Source organism: Streptomyces sp. NPDC026062 (genome assembly GCF_055568375.1).
This window is the reverse complement of sequence record NZ_JBVHOQ010000025.1, coordinates 85700-101237: the sequence shown is the minus strand read 5'-3', so window position 1 is coordinate 101237 and position 15538 is coordinate 85700. Positions and strand designations below refer to the sequence as shown.

The following is a 15538-nucleotide window of genomic DNA, read 5'->3' as shown; positions in this document are numbered from 1 at the left end:
CTTCCGGACCGGCCCGGCCGACCCTCATATACCGTCGATATCAAGGGAGACAGGACGTGTCCCGTCAGGTGTTCCTCTACGACCCCCCGGACCGTTTCGTGGCGGGTACGGTCGGTCTGCCTGGACGTCGTACGTTCTTCCTCCAGGCATCCTCGGGCGGACGCGTCACCAGCGTGGCCCTGGAGAAGACCCAAGTCGCCGCGCTCGCCGAGCGGGTGGACGAGCTGCTCGACGAAGTGGTGCGGCGCACCGGCGGGAACTCGCCCGTGCCGGCCATGGCCCCGATGGACGTCACCGACACCGCCCCCCTCGACAACCCCGTCGAGGAGGAGTTCCGGGTCGGCACCATGGCCCTGGCCTGGGACGGCGAGGAACAGCGCATGATCGTCGAGGCGCAGGCCCTGGTCGAGCTGGACGCGGACTCCGTCGAGGACCTCGCGGAGGCCGAGGAGCGGCTGCTCCAGGACGAGGAGAACGGCCCGCCGATGCTCCGCGTCCGGCTCAGCGGCGCGCAGGCCAGGGCATTCGCCAAACGAGCCCTGAACGTCGTGAACGCCGGCCGCCCCCCGTGCCCCCTGTGCAGCCTGCCGCTCGATCCGGAAGGACATGTATGCCCGCGCCAGAACGGATACCGTCGCGGGGCCTGACCGGCGACGGGCTGCTCACCCTGCTCGGCAAGGGTGAGCTCAGCGTCCTGGGGCAGGTCCGCGGGGCGTCCAACGCGGTGCTCTACTGCTCGGTGGCGTACGAGGGCGAGCAGGCCCACTGCGTCTACAAGCCGGTGGCCGGCGAGCAGCCCCTGTGGGACTTCCCCGACGGCACCCTCGCCCAGCGCGAGGTCGCCGCCTATGAGGTCTCCGAGGCGATGGGGTGGGGCCTGGTCCCGCCGACCGTGCTGCGGGACGGCCCGTACGGGCAGGGCATGTGCCAGCTCTGGATCGAGGCGGCCCCGCAGGACGAGGACGCCCCCGGGCTGCTCGCCCTCGTCGAGGAGGAGGAGCCGGGCGAGGGCTGGAAGCCCGTGGCCCTCGCCGAGGTGGGGGAGGGGAGGACGGCCCTGCTGGTGCACGCGGACGACCCCCGGCTGCGCCGGCTCGCGGTGCTCGACGCGGTGATCAACAACGGCGACCGCAAGGGCGGGCATCTGCTGCCCGCACCCGACGGCCGGCTGTACGGCATCGACCACGGTGTGACCTTCAACGCGGACGACAAGCTGCGCACGCTGCTGTGGGGCTGGGCGGGCGAGCCGCTGACGGCGGAGGCCGTCGAGGTGCTGGACCGCCTGGCCGCGGAACTGGAGCCCGGGGCCGCGCTGACCACCCGGCTGGGCGAACTGATCACCACCGCCGAGATCGATGCCCTGCGGGACCGGGTGGCGGCGCTGCGCAGCACGGGACTGCACCGGGAACCCAGCGGCGAGTGGCCGGCCATCCCCTGGCCGCCGGTGTGACGCGGCCCGTGTGACCGTCCCGGGTCCACCGGTGGCCCCCGGTCCTCCCGGGGGCAAGCACCTTCCGGCCCCGGACGCAAGAGTGCGACTTCGGACAGGATCCCCCCTCCGGTTCGTATCCGGAAGCCGCGTCCGGTTACGCTCGTGGCATGCATGCCTGGCCCGCTTCTGAGGTCCCCGCCCTGCCTGGCAAGGGCCGCGACCTTCGGATCCACGACACCGCGACCGGCGGACGGATCACCCTTGACCCCGGTCCCGTCGCCCGCATCTATGTCTGCGGCATCACGCCGTACGACGCGACCCATATGGGTCATGCGGCGACCTACAACGCGTTCGACCTCGTTCAGCGCGTGTGGCTCGACACCAAGCGGCAGGTCCACTACGTCCAGAATGTGACGGACGTGGACGACCCGTTGCTGGAACGGGCCGTGCGCGACGGACAGGACTGGACCGAGCTCGCCGAGCGCGAGACGGCCCTGTTCCGCGAGGACATGACCGCCCTGCGCATGCTCCCGCCGCAGCACTACATCGGAGCCGTCGAGGCGATACCCGGCATCGTGCCGCTCGTCGAACGGCTGCGGGACGCGGGTGCCGCCTACGAGCTCGACGGCGATGTGTACTTCTCCGTCGACACCGACCCGCACTTCGGCGAGGTCTCCCACCTCGACGCCGAGGCGATGCGGCTGCTCTCCGCCGAACGTGGCGGCGACCCGGACCGCCCCGGCAAGAAGAACCCGCTCGACCCGATGCTCTGGATGGCCGCCCGCGAGGGAGAGCCGAGCTGGGACGGCGGCTCGCTCGGTGCCGGCCGGCCCGGCTGGCACATCGAATGCGTGGCCATCGCCCTGGACCACCTCGGCATGGGCTTCGACGTCCAGGGAGGCGGCTCCGACCTCGCCTTCCCGCACCACGAGATGGGCGCCTCGCACGCCCAGGTGCTGACCGGTGAGCACCCGTTCGCCCAGGCGTACGTGCACGCCGGCATGGTCGCCCTGGACGGCGAGAAGATGTCCAAGTCCAGAGGCAACCTGGTCTTCGTCTCGGCGCTGCGCCGCGACGGCGTGGACCCGGCGGCGATCCGTCTCGCGCTGCTCTCGCAACACTACCGCTCCGACTGGGAGTGGACCGACCAGGTGCTCGCCGACGCGGTGGAGCGGCTCGCGCGCTGGCGCGCCGCCGTGTCCCGGCCCGACGGGCTGTCCGCCGACGCGCTGGTCGAGGAGGTCCGCGCGGCCCTCGCCGACGACCTGGACGCCCCGGCGGCGCTGGCCGCGGTGGACCGCTGGGCCGAGCGGCAGACCGCCGACGGCGGATCGGACGAGGGAGCGCCGGGGCTCGTCTCGCGCACCGTCGACGCCCTGCTCGGTGTCGCGCTGTAACCGACCCCCGTACAAAGTCCGTTCACCGGCCCCGAACTTCCTGGCGGAGTTCGGGGCCGGTCCCGTTTTGTCCGTGGTCAAATGCTCGGTGCTGCGCTAAAAGCTCTCTATGCAATCACCAACGCGCATCAGAGGGGCAGTAGTTGCCACGCTGCTGGGGCTGCTCGCGACGGTCTCGGGACCGGGCGGCGCCCAGGCGGCCGGCCCGGCCGGACCCACCGGCACCATGGTCGGCGGGCGAGTCCCGCGCGGCGCCGCACCGTTTCGCCACGGCCGGTGACGCCGGGGAGCCGGGCGGGTGCGCACCTGCCCGGCTCCGGGCTGCCCGGATCAGTCCTCCGAGGAGTCGTCCCGGGAGTCCTCCGACGAATCCGGCGGGGGAGCGCTCGTCCCTGGACCGCCTGCCGGGCCGGAACCCTCGCCGGAGCCGGTCACGGAACCCGACCCGGTCCCGCCCACCGGCCCGGGGCCGGAATCCGGCCTGGGCGGCTTGGGCGGCCTGGTCCGGCCGCTCGACGGATCCCGCAGATACGGGCCCTCGCCGCTCTCCGTGGCGTGCCCGCCGGGCGTCTGGCCGGCGCCGGGATCCCGGCGCCGCAGATAGCGCTCGAACTCGCGGGCGATGGCCTCGCCGCTCGCCTCGGGAAGCTCCGCGGTGTCCCGGGCCTCCTCCAGCGTCTGTACGTATTCCGCCACTTCGCTGTCCTCGGCGGCCAGCTGGTCGACGCCGAGCTGCCAGGCGCGTGCGTCCTCGGGCAGTTCACCCAGCGGGATGCGCAGCCCGAGGAGGTCCTCCAGGCGGTTCAGCAGCGCCAGGGTGGCCTTCGGGTTGGGCGGCTGCGACACGTAGTGCGGCACCGCCGCCCACAGGCTCACCGCGGGTACGCCCGCGTGCGTGCACGCTTCCTGGAGGATGCCGACGATGCCGGTCGGCCCCTCGTACTTGGTCTCTTCCAGGTCCATGGTCCGCGCCAGATCCGGGTCGGACGTGACGCCGCTGACCGGCACCGGGCGGGTGTGCGGGGTGTCGCCGAGCAGCGCACCGAGCACCACCACCATCTCGACGCCCAGTTCATGGGCGAAGCCCAGGATCTCGTTGCAGAACGAGCGCCAGCGCATCGACGGCTCGATGCCTCTGACCAGGACGAGATCGCGGGGCTTGTCACCGCCGATACGGACCACGGAGAGCCGGGTGGTCGGCCAGGTGATCTTGCGCACCCCGCCGTCCAGCCAGATCGTGGGGCGGTTGACCTGGAAGTCGTAGTAGTCCTCGGCGTCCAGCGCCGCGAACACCTCGCCCTTCCATTCCCGGTCCAGATGCGCGACCGCCGTGGAGGCGGCGTCACCGGCGTCGTTCCACCCCTCGAACGCGGCCACCATGACCGGGTCGATCAGCTCGGGAACCCCTTCGAGCTCGATCACCCAGGCCTCCTTCCGAAGTTCCCTTGCGTACGGAACAACCTTACGGCTTTTGGCCACTCGCTCCGCAGTCCTTGCGCAGGGCGGGATGAACCCGGGCCAGGGGACTGCGCCGGACCGGAGCGGGGCATCGTTCTCTCGATACATCCGAGCTGTATGGGGTCAATTTCCGTTCAACCCTGGACGTTGGGGCCTTCGGGGCGCTATACATCGGATGACCAGAGTAAAGGTCCGATGTTATTTCCCCTGGGGGCGCACATGAGTCAGACCGTCACGGACTTCGAGGTCCACGACATCCGTTTTCCGACCTCGGAACAGCTGGACGGCTCGGACGCCATGAACCCCGATCCCGACTACTCGGCCGCCTATGTCGTACTGCGTACCGACGCCGCGAACGGTGACGGCGGCGGTGGCGAATTCGAGGGACATGGCTTCTGTTTCACCATCGGGCGCGGCAACGAGGTGATGGCCGCAGCCATCGACGCGCTGCGGCCCTATCTGATCGGGCGTCCGGTGCCGCGGACCGCGGCCGACCTCGGCGAGCTGTACCGCGACCTCACCCATGATTCGCAACTGCGCTGGCTGGGCCCCGAGAAGGGCGTGATGCACATGGCGGCCGGCGCGGTCGTCAACGCGGCCTGGGACCTGGCGGCCAAGCACGCGGGAAGACCCGTCTGGCAGTTCCTGGCCGAGATGACGCCCGAGGAGCTCGTCTCCCTCGTCGACTTCCGGTATCTCACCGACGCGCTCACCCCCGAGGAGGCGCTGGCCATCCTGCGTGCCGCCGAACCGGGCAGGGCCGAGCGTGCCGCGCGGCTGCACGCCGAGGGATACCCGGCCTACACCACCTCGCCCGGCTGGCTCGGCTACTCCGACGACAAGCTGGTCGCCCTGGCGAAGGAGGCCGTCGCCGAGGGCTTCACCCAGATCAAACTGAAGGTCGGCGGCGACATCGGCGACGACGTCCGCCGGCTCGCGCTCGCCCGTGAGGCCGTGGGTCCCGACGTGCGGATCGCGGTGGACGCCAACCAGCGCTGGGACGTCGCCGACGCGGTGGAGTGGATGACCGCGCTCGCGCCGTACGACCCGCACTGGATCGAGGAGCCGACCAGCCCCGACGACATCCTGGGCCACGCCGCCGTGCGCGCCGGCCAGCCGGTCAAGGTCGCCACCGGCGAACACGTCGCCAACCGCGTCGTGTTCAAGCAGCTGCTCCAGGCAGGAGCCGTCGACTTCGTCCAGATCGACGCGGCGCGCGTCGCCGGAGTCAACGAGAACCTGGCGATCCTGCTGCTCGCCGCCAAGTTCGGGGTGCCCGTCTGCCCGCACGCGGGCGGCGTCGGACTGTGCGAGCTGGTCCAGCACCTCTCGATGTTCGACTACGTGTCGGTCTCCGGCACCTTGGAGGACCGGGTGATCGAGTACGTCGACCACCTCCACGAACACTTCGCCGACCCCGTCGTGATCGAGTCCGGGCGCTACGCCGCTCCGGCGGCACCGGGCTTCTCCGCCCGGATGCTCCCCGAGTCGATTGCCGCACACCGCTATCCGGAGGGCCCCGTATGGCAGGCCCGCCGCACCAATGAGGAGGACAGCCGATGACCGGCACACGCGACTTCGAGGGGATGAACGCTCTGGTGACGGGCGGCGCCTCCGGTATCGGGGCCGCCGTCGCGACCATGCTGCTGGAGCGCGGGGCCCGTGTGGCGGTCCTGGACCGGGAGACCGAGGGGGCGCCCGAGGGTACCCTCGCCGTCCGGGCGGACGTCACCGACGACGCCGCCGTCCGTGCGGCCGTCGACCACGCTGCCGCCGAACTGGGCTCCCTGCACACGCTCGTCTCCAACGCGGGCATCGGCTCCATCGGCAGCGTCGAGGACAACGACGACGCCGAGTGGACCCGGGTCCTGGACATCAACGTCCTCGGCATGGTCCGCACCGCCCGCCACGCGCTGCCGCACCTGCGCAGGGCCGCGGCCGAACGCCCCGGCGCCGTATCGATCACCCAGACCTGCTCGATCGCCGCGACCGCGGGGCTGCCCCAGCGCGCCCTGTACAGCGCGAGCAAGGGTGCCGTGCTGTCCCTGACCCTGGCCATGGCCGCCGACCACGTCCGCGAGGGCGTCCGCGTCAACTGCGTCAACCCGGGTACCGCCGACACCCCGTGGATCGGCCGACTGCTTGGCCAGGCCGACGACCCGGCCGCCGAACGCGCCGCCCTCAACGCGCGGCAGCCGCTGGGCCGGCTGGTCTCCGCCGACGAGGTCGCCGCCGCGATCCTGTACCTCGCCAGCCCCGCCGCCGGCTCCGTGACGGGAACGGCGCTGGCCGTCGACGGGGGAATGCAGGGCCTGCGCCTGCGCCCCGCCGACAGCTGACCGGAGAGGTGCGGTCCGGACCGGGACAGCCCGGACCGCACCTCTCACCGCATCCGCACACCTGCACCACGTGCCTCCGCATTGCCATCAGATCCTTCAGATCCTTCGAGCCGGTACTCAGCAAAGGACGGGACAACAATGAGAGTGCGTACGACAAGTGCGGCGGCCTGTGCCGTACTGCTGGCCGTCACCGCCCTCGCGGGCTGCAACCGCGAATCGTCGGACAGCGGCGCGGGCGGCGGAAAGGTCGGTATCGACCTGCCGCGCAGCGACAGCGACTTCTGGAACTCCTACCAGAACTACGTCGAGCAGGGGGTGAAGGACGGCGAGGTCAGCACACTGCCGCTGACCAACTCGCAGAACGACATCGGCAAGCTGGTCGCCAACGTCCAGACCTTCACCGACCAGGGCGCCAAGGCCGTGGTGATGGCCCCGCAGGACACCGGCGCGATAGCCGAGTCGCTCAACACGCTGAACGAGAAGAAGATCCCCGTCGTCAGCGTCGACACCCGCCCGGACAAGGGCAGCGTCTACATGGTGGTGCGCGCCGACAACAAGGCGTACGGGACGAACGCCTGCAAGTACCTCGGCGAGCAGCTGAAGGGCAAGGGCAAGGTGGTCGAGTTCCAGGGCGACCTGTCCTCCATCAACGGCCGCGACCGGTCCGAGGCCTTCAAGGCCTGCATGGACAAGGACTTCCCGGACATCGAGGTGTTCGAGCTGGCCACCGACTGGAAGGGCGACGTCGCCTCCGCGAAGCTCCAGTCGACCCTGGCCGCACACCCCGACATCAACGGCATCTACATGCAGGCCGGCGGCGTCTTCCTGCAGCCCACGCTCGCGCTCCTGGAACAGAAGAAGCTGCTGAAGCCGGCCGGGACGGCGGGCCACATCACCATCATCTCCAACGACGGCATCCCGGAGGAGTTCGACGCCATCAAGGCCGGAAAGATCGACGCGACGATCTCCCAGCCCGCCGACCTGTACGCGAAGTACGCGCTGTACTACGCCAAGGCGGCACTGGACGGGAAGACGTTCAAGGAGGGGCCGACGGACCACGACTCCACGATCATCAAGATCCCCAACGGCTTCGAGGACCAGCTCCCCGCGCCCCTGGTGACGAAGGACAACGTCGACGACCCGAAGCTGTGGGCCAACCAGCTGGAAAAGAAGAGCTAGTCATGGACCAGGCACCACCACCTGCCGTACAGGCGGAAGGCGTCGTCAAACGCTTCGGGCCGACCGTGGCGCTCGACGGGGTGAAGCTCCTGGTTCGTCCCGGCGAGTCGCACGCACTCGTCGGACGCAATGGCGCGGGCAAGTCCACGCTGGTCAGCGTGTTGACCGGCCTCCACAGGCCGGACGCGGGCACGGTCACCTTCGGCGGGGAGCCCGCGCCCTCCTTCGGGGACACCGCGGCCTGGCAGTCGAAGGTCGCCTGCGTCTACCAGAAGTCGATGGTCGTCCCCGATCTGACCGTCGCCGAGAACCTCTTCCTCAACCGGTTCGACGACAAGTCCCCCTGGATCGGATGGGGACGGCTGCGCAAGCGCGCGGAGCAGCTCCTCGCCGAGTACGGCGTCCAGGTCGACCCGAACACCCGGGCGCGCGATCTCGCGGTCGAGCAGCGGCAGTTCGTCGAGATCGCCCGCGCGCTGTCCTTCGGGGCCCGCCTGATCGTCCTCGACGAGCCGACCGCGCAGCTCGACGCCCGCGGCATCGGCCGGCTCTTCGGCAAGCTCCGGGAACTGCAGGACCAGGGAGTGGCGTTCCTCTTCATCTCCCATCACCTGCAGGAGGTGTACGAGCTGTGCACGGCGGTCACCGTCTACCGCGACGCCCGCCATGTGCTGACCGCCCCGGTCGCCGACGTCACCAAGACGGAGCTGGTGGCGGCCATGACGGGCGAGAAGTCCGCCGGAGCCGTCGCCTGGCACGCGGCCGGCACCGCGGCCCCCGACGCGTCGGCGGAGCCCGTCCTGCGTACCGAAGGGCTCACCCTGGAAGGCCGGTTCGAACCTCTGGACCTCCAGGTGCGCCCCGGTGAGGTCGTCGGTATCGCGGGCTCCGCGGCCAGCGGCAACACCGCGTTCGGCGAGGTGCTGGCGGGCATGCGCAAGGCGGACGGCGGTACGGTCCGGGTACGCGGACAGGCCGTCCGCCCGGGCAGCGTCCCGCACGCCCTGGCCGCCGGGATCGGCTACATCCCCGAGGACCGGCACGACCAGGGGCTGGTCCTGGAGCGCAGCGTCGCCGAGAACGCCACGCTCACGGTCACCGACCAGCTCGGCCCGTGGGGGACCGTACTCCCCTCCCGTACAAGGGAGTTCGCCCAGGGCATGATCGAATCGCTGGACATCAAGACCCAGGGACCGGAGCAGCCCGTCTCCGGCCTCTCCGGGGGCAACCAGCAGAAGGTGGTGGTCGCCCGCGCACTGGCCCGCGGGCCCGGCGTGCTGGTGGCGGTCCGGCCTACCGCGGGCGTGGACGTCAGGTCCAAGGACTCGCTGCTCGGGGTGGTGCGGCGGGTCGCCGACGAGGGCAAAGCCGCGGTCGTCGTCTCGGACGAGCTGGACGATCTGCGGGTCTGCGACCGGGTCCTCGCCCTGTTCCACGGCCGGGTCGTCGCAACATTCGCAAGCGGGTGGTCCGACGGGGAGCTCGTCGCCGCCATGGAAGGCGTGGGGGAGAGGGAATGACCGGCACGATACGGCCGTCGACGGCCGACGACATCAACGCGGTAGCGAAGAGCGGTGCGGGCCAGGACAGCCCGCTGAGCCGGCTCAAGCTGATCCGGTGGAGCGACTTCTCCCTGGTGCCGGTGATCCTGGTGCTGATGCTGATCGGCTTCATCGTCTCGCCGGTCTTCCTCACCTCCGACAACCTGATCAGTGTCGTCCAGCAGTCCTCCGAGCTGAGCCTGCTGGTCCTGGGGCAGGCGCTGATCCTCATCAGCGGCCGGATGGACCTCTCGCTGGAGTCGACGATCGGCATCGCGCCCGTCGTCGCCATGTGGCTGGTGCTGCCCGCCGAGGGCGGCCGCTTCGCCGGCCTCGGAGCGCTGCCCACCTGGTCGGCGATCCCGCTGTGTCTGCTGGTCGGGCTCGCCATCGGCGCCGTCAACGGCTTCCTGATGCTGAAGCTGCGGGTCAACGGCTTCATCGCCACGCTCGGCATGCTGACGATGCTGCGCGGCCTCCACATCGGCATCACCGAGGGCAAGTCCATCACCGACGTCCCGGAGTCCTTCCGCTACCTCGGAAAGACCTCGTGGTTCGGTGCCCCGGCCGCCGTCTGGATCTGCCTGGTCCTCTTCGCGATCGGCGGCGCGGCCCTGGCCTGGCTGCGCCACGGACGCTCGCTGTACGCGATCGGCGGCAACCCGGAAGCGGCACGCGCCGCGGGCATCCGGGTCGACCGGGTCACCTGGATCGTGCTCGCCGTCGGCGGTCTGCTGGCCGCGTTCGCGGGCATCCTCTACACCGGCCACTACGGGGCGGTCGCCGCGACCCAGGGCAACGGCTGGATCTTCCAGGTGTTCGCCGCGGCGGTGATCGGCGGCATCAGCCTCAAGGGCGGCCGAGGCACACTGTTCGGTGCGCTGACCGGCGTACTGACGCTGCAGCTCGTGGTCAACGTGATGACGCTCGGCGGCGTCCCGGCGCTGTGGAACCAGTTCCTCAACGGCGCCATCATCATCGTCGCCCTGGTGATCTCCCGCTTCGCGAGCGGCGAGAAGCAGGACTGAACCTCCGGTTCACTCACGCCGGACGGGCCGTGCGGGCCCGTCCGGCGTTCGAGGACCCGGGTCCGGGGCGGAGCCCCTGGGTCACAGCGTCGACCGCAGCCACTGCTCCACGCTCGCCACATGGACCGTCGCCCAGGCGCGTGCGGCCTCCGCGTCGCGGTCCCGCAGCGCCGAGAGGATCGCACGGTGCTCATGGAGTGTGCGGCTCACCGCGTCCTCCTGGGTCAGCCCGCGCCAGACCCGCGCCCGCGTCGTCGGCCCGGAGAGCCCGTCGAGCAGGGAGCAGAGCACCGAGTTGCCGGACGACTGCACGATGCCCCGGTGGAACTCCAGGTCGCAGGCGACCAGCTCCTCGACCGAGGGGCGTTCGCCCAGCGCGTCCAGCTGGGCGCTCAGCGCGTCCAGCTGTTCCTCGCCGATGCGGCTCGCCGCCATCGCGGTCGCGGCCGGCTCCAGGATCCGGCGGACCGCCAGGAACTCCAGCACCGTGTCGTCGCGGTGGAAATCCACCACGAAGCTCAGCGCCTCCAGCAGCAACTGGGGGTCGAGACTGGTGACATACGTCCCGTCGCCCTGGCGGACATCGAGAATGCGGATCAGCGACAGGGCGCGCACCGCCTCCCGCAGCGAGTTGCGGGACAGGCCGAGTTCGGCGGCGAGTTCGCTCTCCTTGGGGAGACGATCGCCGGGCCGTAGCGCACCGGAGACGATCATTCCCTTGATCTTCTCGATGGCCTCGTCAGTGACAGCCATGGGCGACCTCCAGACATCCGATGTATCGCCCCCATTATGCGTCCCCGGAGAGGGCCGACACGCCTTTCGGGGGGAGCCGGACCCCGGCGGAACCGGAAGGGCGCGCCGTTTCGCCCGGATCCATGCGGCGGAGTCCGAAACGGCCCCGGTGAAACGGCCCGGCGAAACGGCGCCGGCGAAGGGGCCCCGCCGAAACGGCCGGCTGAAACAGTCTGCTGAAACAGCGCACGCGGGTGGGGGCGGCATCCGGCCGGATGCCGCCCCCACCCGTATGTGTCAGCTCCTGCGGTCGCCCAGCACCGACTCGACGCCGGCCCGGATCTCGTCCGTCGCCAGTCCCCGGATCGTCAGCGTCGTCCGGCGCCGCAGCACGTCGTCCGCCGTCTCCGCCCACTCGTGATCGCGCGCATAGGCGACCTGCGCCCAGATCTCCGGCGCGTCCGGGTGGATGCGCTCGGCGAGCGCCGGGTTCTCGTTGGCCAGCCGGGCGATGTCGAAGGAGAGCGACCCGTAGTGCGTGGCCAGGTGCCGTGCCGTGTCGGCCGACATCCGCGGACCCGGCGTGCCGCCGTCGACCAGCAGACGGTGCGCCACCGCGTTCGGGTTGGCGATACCGGGCAGCGGCAGCTTCCTCGGCAGCCGGGCCATCGGCTCCATGTCCTCGGCCAGGGGGTGCCCGGGGAGCGCGGCCAGCTTGTTCATCACCGTACGGCCGATGTGGCGGAACGTCGTCCACTTGCCGCCCGCGACCGACAGCATCCCGCCACGGCCCTCGGTCACCACCGTCTCGCGCTTGGCCTTGGAGGTGTCGCCGGGCCCGCCCGGCAGCACCCGCAGCCCCGCGAAGGAGTACGTGATCAGATCCCGCGACAGCTGCTGGTCCCTGACCGAGAACGCCGCCTCGTCCAGGATCTGCGCGGTGTCCTTCTCGGTGACCGAGACGTCCGCCGGGTCGCCCTCGTACTCCTCGTCCGTCGTACCGAGCAGCAGCATGTCCTCCCACGGCAGGGCGAACGTGATGCGGTACTTGTCGATCGGGGTCGCCAGCGCGGCCTTCCACGGGCGGGTGCGCTTCAGGACCAGGTGGGCGCCCTTGGACAGGCGTATCGAAGGCGCCGCGTCCGGGTCCTCCATCTTCCGCAGGTGGTCGACCCACGGACCGGTGGCGTTCAGCACCAGCCGGGCGTTGACGCCGAACTCCGCGCCGTCCTGACGGTCCTCCAGATCGGCGCCGGTCACCCGGCCCTTGGTGAACCGCAGCCCGGTCACCGCCGCGTGGTTGAGGACGGTCGCCCCGGCATCGACGGCCGCGCGGACCGTCATCAGTGCCATCCGCGCGTCGTTCATCTGGTCGTCGCCGTACACCGCGACGGCCTTCAGGTTGTCCGTACGCAGCTCCGGCACATCACGCCGCGCCCTCGCCGGGCTGATCACGTGCCCGACCCCGTCGCCGAAGGCCGACAGCGCCGAGTACGCGAACACCCCCGCGCCGAGCTTCGCCGCGCCGTGCGGCCCGCCCTTGTAGACGGGCAGGTAGAAGGTGAGCGGATTGGCCAGGTGCGGGGCCACCTCGCGCGACACCGCCCGCCGCTCGAAGTGGTTCTCCGCGACCAGCTTCACCGCACCGGTCTGCAGGTAGCGCAGACCGCCGTGGAGCAGCTTGGAGGAGGCGGAGGAGGTGGCGCCGGCGAAGTCGCCGGCGTCCACCAGGGCCACCCGCAGCCCGGACTGCGCGGCGTGCCAGGCGGTGGAGATGCCCAGGATGCCGCCACCGATCACCAGGAGGTCGTACGTCGCCTTGGAGAGCTGCTCCCGAGTCTCGGCGCGGCTCGGAAGGGAGCCGGAGGCCGGGTGCGTCCCTAGGGCGGGGACGCTCTGCAGGGTGGTCATGTTGTCTACTCCTCGTCTTCGAGCCAGCCCATGGTCCGCTGTACGGCCTTGAGCCAGCTCTTGTACTCGCGGTCGCGGGTGTCCGCGTCCATGCGGGGGGTCCACTCGGCGGCCCGGCGCCAGTTGGCGCGCAGCGCGTCGGTGTCCGGCCAGAAGCCGACGGCCAGGCCGGCGGCGTAGGCGGCGCCGAGGCAGGTGGTCTCGGCGACCATGGGCCGCACCACGGGTGCGTCCAGGAAGTCGGCGAGCGTCTGCATCAGCAGGTTGTTGGAGGTCATCCCGCCGTCGACCTTGAGCGCGGTCAGGTCGACGCCGGAGTCCTTGGTCATGGCGTCGCTGATCTCACGGGTCTGCCAGGCGGTGGCCTCCAGCACGGCACGGGCGATGTGCGCCTTGGTGACGTAGCGGGTGAGACCGGCGATGACGCCTCGGGCGTCGGGGCGCCAGTACGGGGCGAAGAGGCCCGAGAAGGCCGGCACGAAGTACGCGCCGCCGTTGTCCTCGACCGATGAGGCCAGGGTCTCGATCTCGGCCGCGGACTGGATCAGGCCCATCTGGTCGCGCATCCACTGCACCAGCGAACCGGTGACGGCGATCGAGCCCTCCAGGGCGTAGACCGGCTTCTGGTCGCCGATCTGGTAGCCGACCGTGGTCAGCAGCCCGTTGTAGGAGTTGACGGGCGTCTCGCCGGTGTTCATCAGCATGAAGGTGCCGGTGCCGTACGTCGACTTGGCCTCGCCCTCGGCGAAACACGTCTGGCCGAACAGCGCGGCCTGCTGGTCACCGAGGGCGGAGGCGACCGGCACACCGTCGAGCACGCCGCCCTTGGTGGTGCCGTACACCTCGGCCGAGGACCGGATCTCGGGCAGCAGGGCCGCCGGGATGTCCATGGACGCGAGGATCTTCTCGTCCCACGCCATGGTGTGCAGGTTCATCAGGAGCGTGCGCGAGGCGTTGGTGACGTCCGTGACGTGGACGCCGCCGTCGGTGCCGCCGGTCAGGTTCCAGATGATCCAGGAGTCCATGGTGCCGAAGAGGATGTCGCCGCGCTCGGCGCGCTCGCGCAGCCCCTCGACGTTGTCGAGCAGCCAGCGGGCCTTCGGGCCGGCGAAGTACGAGGCGAGCGGCAGCCCGGTCTCGCGGCGGAAGCGGTCCTGGCCCACGTTGCGGCCGAGCTCCTTGCAGAGCGCGTCGGTGCGGGTGTCCTGCCAGACGAGGGCGTTGTGGACCGGCTCGCCGGTGTTCTTGTCCCAGAGCAGGGTGGTCTCGCGCTGGTTGGTGATACCGATCGCCTTCACGTCGGCGGCGGTGATGCCGGCCTTGACGATGGCGCTCGCCACGACCTCCTGGACGTTCTCCCAGATCTCGGCCGCGTCGTGCTCGACCCAGCCCGGCTTCGGGAAGATCTGCTCGTGCTCCTTCTGGTCGACGGAAACGATCCGGCCGTCCTTGTCGAAGACGATGCAGCGGCTGGAGGTGGTGCCCTGGTCGATGGCCGCGATGAACGGGCCGGTGCCGTGGGTGCCGGTGGTGTGTGCGTCGGTCACGGTGTGCTCCCGGAAGTCTGTGTGGTCGTGGGGGTGACGGCTCTGGGTCCTGTGGCTCACGCGAAGGCGAGGTTGTAGATCCCGCCCGCGATCGCGCCGCCGACGAGCGGTCCGACGACGGGGATCCAGGCGTAGCCCCAGTCGGATCCGCCCTTGTTCGGCAGCGGAAGCAGCGCGTGCACGATACGCGGGCCGAGGTCGCGAACCGGGTTGATCGCGTAGCCCGTCGGGCCGCCGAGCGAGAGACCGATGGAGACGACCACCAGCGCGGTGATCAGCGCGCCGAGGGTGCCGATGCCGTTGCCGTCGTTGTTGAGGCCCTGGGTGAGGATCGCCAGGACCAGCACGGTCGTGGCGATGATCTCGGTGACGACGTTCTGTACGGCGTTGCGGATCTCGGGGCCCGTGGAGAACACGCCGAGCACCGGTCCGGCCTTGGGGGCCGCGGCCTTGTCGACCATGCCCTCCTCACCCGTGTGGGCGCTCAGGACCTCCGGATCCGTGAGGTGGGCCCGGAACTGTCCGTAGTAGGCCAGCCAGACCAGTGCCGCGCCGATCATCGCGCCGAACAGCTGGGAGACCAGGTAGAGCGGTACGTCGCTCCACTCGGTGCCGCCCTCGATCGCCAGGCCGACGGTGACCGCCGGGTTGAGATGTGCCCCCGACACGCCGCCGACCATGTACGCGCCGGTCAGTACCGCGAAGCCCCACCCGAAGGTGACGGCGAGCCAGCCGGCGTTCTGTGCCTTGGAGTGCTTGAGCGTGACGGCGGCACAGACACCGGCGCCGAGCAGGATGAGTACGGCGGTACCGATGGTTTCGCCGATGAAGATGTCGGAGCTGGACACCCGCGACTCCTTTGTCGTTCGTCCAGGGAAGCCGAACCCCGGGTCCCTCCGGTGGTCCGCGCCCTCAGGTGAGGGCGTTGCGGCCAAGGCACCGTCACACCCTAACGCGTATTTCCGTTAGGTGTT

General features: G+C 70.6%; 13 protein-coding genes. 8 read left to right on the top strand and 5 right to left on the bottom strand.

Annotated features, from left to right (window positions below; translation table 11 throughout):
* The first annotated feature begins 56 nt into the window (after positions 1 to 56).
* The 3 genes from ACZ4LX_RS22930 to mshC all read left to right on the top strand — a co-directional run bounded on the left by ACZ4LX_RS22930 (position 57) and on the right by mshC (position 2829).
* Positions 57 to 647 carry a DUF3090 domain-containing protein gene (locus ACZ4LX_RS22930; protein WP_467647818.1) on the top strand — a complete coding sequence of 197 codons (591 nt, stop codon included), beginning with the start codon at positions 57 to 59 and terminating at the stop codon, positions 645 to 647.
* Positions 611 to 1450, top strand: a complete 840-nt coding sequence (locus tag ACZ4LX_RS22925; RefSeq protein WP_467647821.1) for an SCO1664 family protein — start codon at positions 611 to 613, stop codon at positions 1448 to 1450. The genes ACZ4LX_RS22930 and ACZ4LX_RS22925 overlap by 37 nt, the downstream gene beginning before the upstream one ends.
* A 149-nt stretch (positions 1451 to 1599) precedes the next feature.
* Positions 1600 to 2829, top strand: coding sequence for a cysteine--1-D-myo-inosityl 2-amino-2-deoxy-alpha-D-glucopyranoside ligase (gene mshC / locus ACZ4LX_RS22920; RefSeq protein ID WP_467647824.1), 1230 nt, complete (start codon positions 1600 to 1602; stop codon positions 2827 to 2829).
* Positions 2830 to 3159: 330 nt separating this feature from the next.
* On the opposite strand, the gene ACZ4LX_RS22915 is transcribed toward mshC, so the two are convergent.
* Positions 3160 to 4251: a PAC2 family protein gene (locus ACZ4LX_RS22915; protein ID WP_467647828.1), complete on the bottom strand. Its 1092-nt coding sequence runs from the start codon at positions 4249 to 4251 to the stop codon at positions 3160 to 3162.
* Between the two features lie 255 nt (positions 4252 to 4506).
* Between ACZ4LX_RS22915 and ACZ4LX_RS22910 the strand changes: the two genes are divergently transcribed.
* The 5 genes from ACZ4LX_RS22910 to ACZ4LX_RS22890 all read left to right on the top strand — a co-directional run bounded on the left by ACZ4LX_RS22910 (position 4507) and on the right by ACZ4LX_RS22890 (position 10374).
* Positions 4507 to 5850 (top strand): enolase C-terminal domain-like protein, encoded by a 1344-nt coding sequence (locus tag ACZ4LX_RS22910; protein WP_467647834.1) that lies wholly within the window; start codon positions 4507 to 4509, stop codon positions 5848 to 5850.
* Positions 5847 to 6626, top strand: a complete 780-nt coding sequence (locus ACZ4LX_RS22905; RefSeq protein ID WP_467647839.1) for an SDR family NAD(P)-dependent oxidoreductase — start codon at positions 5847 to 5849, stop codon at positions 6624 to 6626. The genes ACZ4LX_RS22910 and ACZ4LX_RS22905 overlap by 4 nt, the downstream gene beginning before the upstream one ends.
* 138 nt (positions 6627 to 6764) lie before the next feature.
* On the top strand, positions 6765 to 7805 hold the full coding sequence (locus ACZ4LX_RS22900) for a sugar ABC transporter substrate-binding protein (RefSeq protein WP_467647844.1): 1041 nt from the start codon (positions 6765 to 6767) through the stop codon (positions 7803 to 7805).
* Between the two features lie 2 nt (positions 7806 to 7807).
* The gene (locus ACZ4LX_RS22895) at positions 7808 to 9325 is read left to right on the top strand and encodes a sugar ABC transporter ATP-binding protein (protein ID WP_467647848.1); all 1518 of its coding nucleotides are present in this window, start codon (positions 7808 to 7810) and stop codon (positions 9323 to 9325) included.
* Positions 9322 to 10374 carry an ABC transporter permease gene (locus ACZ4LX_RS22890; protein WP_467647852.1) on the top strand — a complete coding sequence of 351 codons (1053 nt, stop codon included), beginning with the start codon at positions 9322 to 9324 and terminating at the stop codon, positions 10372 to 10374. The genes ACZ4LX_RS22895 and ACZ4LX_RS22890 overlap by 4 nt, the downstream gene beginning before the upstream one ends.
* An 81-nt stretch (positions 10375 to 10455) precedes the next feature.
* Here the strand turns inward: ACZ4LX_RS22890 and ACZ4LX_RS22885 are convergent, their stop codons facing one another.
* The 4 genes from ACZ4LX_RS22885 to ACZ4LX_RS22870 form a co-directional block, all read right to left on the bottom strand.
* Complete coding sequence (locus ACZ4LX_RS22885; RefSeq protein WP_467647855.1) at positions 10456 to 11127, bottom strand: FadR/GntR family transcriptional regulator; 672 nt, start codon at positions 11125 to 11127, stop codon at positions 10456 to 10458.
* Between the two features lie 276 nt (positions 11128 to 11403).
* On the bottom strand, positions 11404 to 13017 hold the full coding sequence (locus ACZ4LX_RS22880; protein ID WP_467647857.1) for a glycerol-3-phosphate dehydrogenase/oxidase: 1614 nt from the start codon (positions 13015 to 13017) through the stop codon (positions 11404 to 11406).
* 5 nt (positions 13018 to 13022) lie between these two features.
* Entirely contained in the window at positions 13023 to 14564 is a 1542-nt protein-coding gene (gene glpK / locus ACZ4LX_RS22875) for a glycerol kinase GlpK (protein WP_467647859.1), read from the bottom strand.
* A gap of 56 nt (positions 14565 to 14620) precedes the next feature.
* Positions 14621 to 15412, bottom strand: coding sequence for an MIP/aquaporin family protein (locus tag ACZ4LX_RS22870; protein WP_467647862.1), 792 nt, complete (start codon positions 15410 to 15412; stop codon positions 14621 to 14623).
* Between the last annotated feature and the right edge of the window lie 126 nt (positions 15413 to 15538).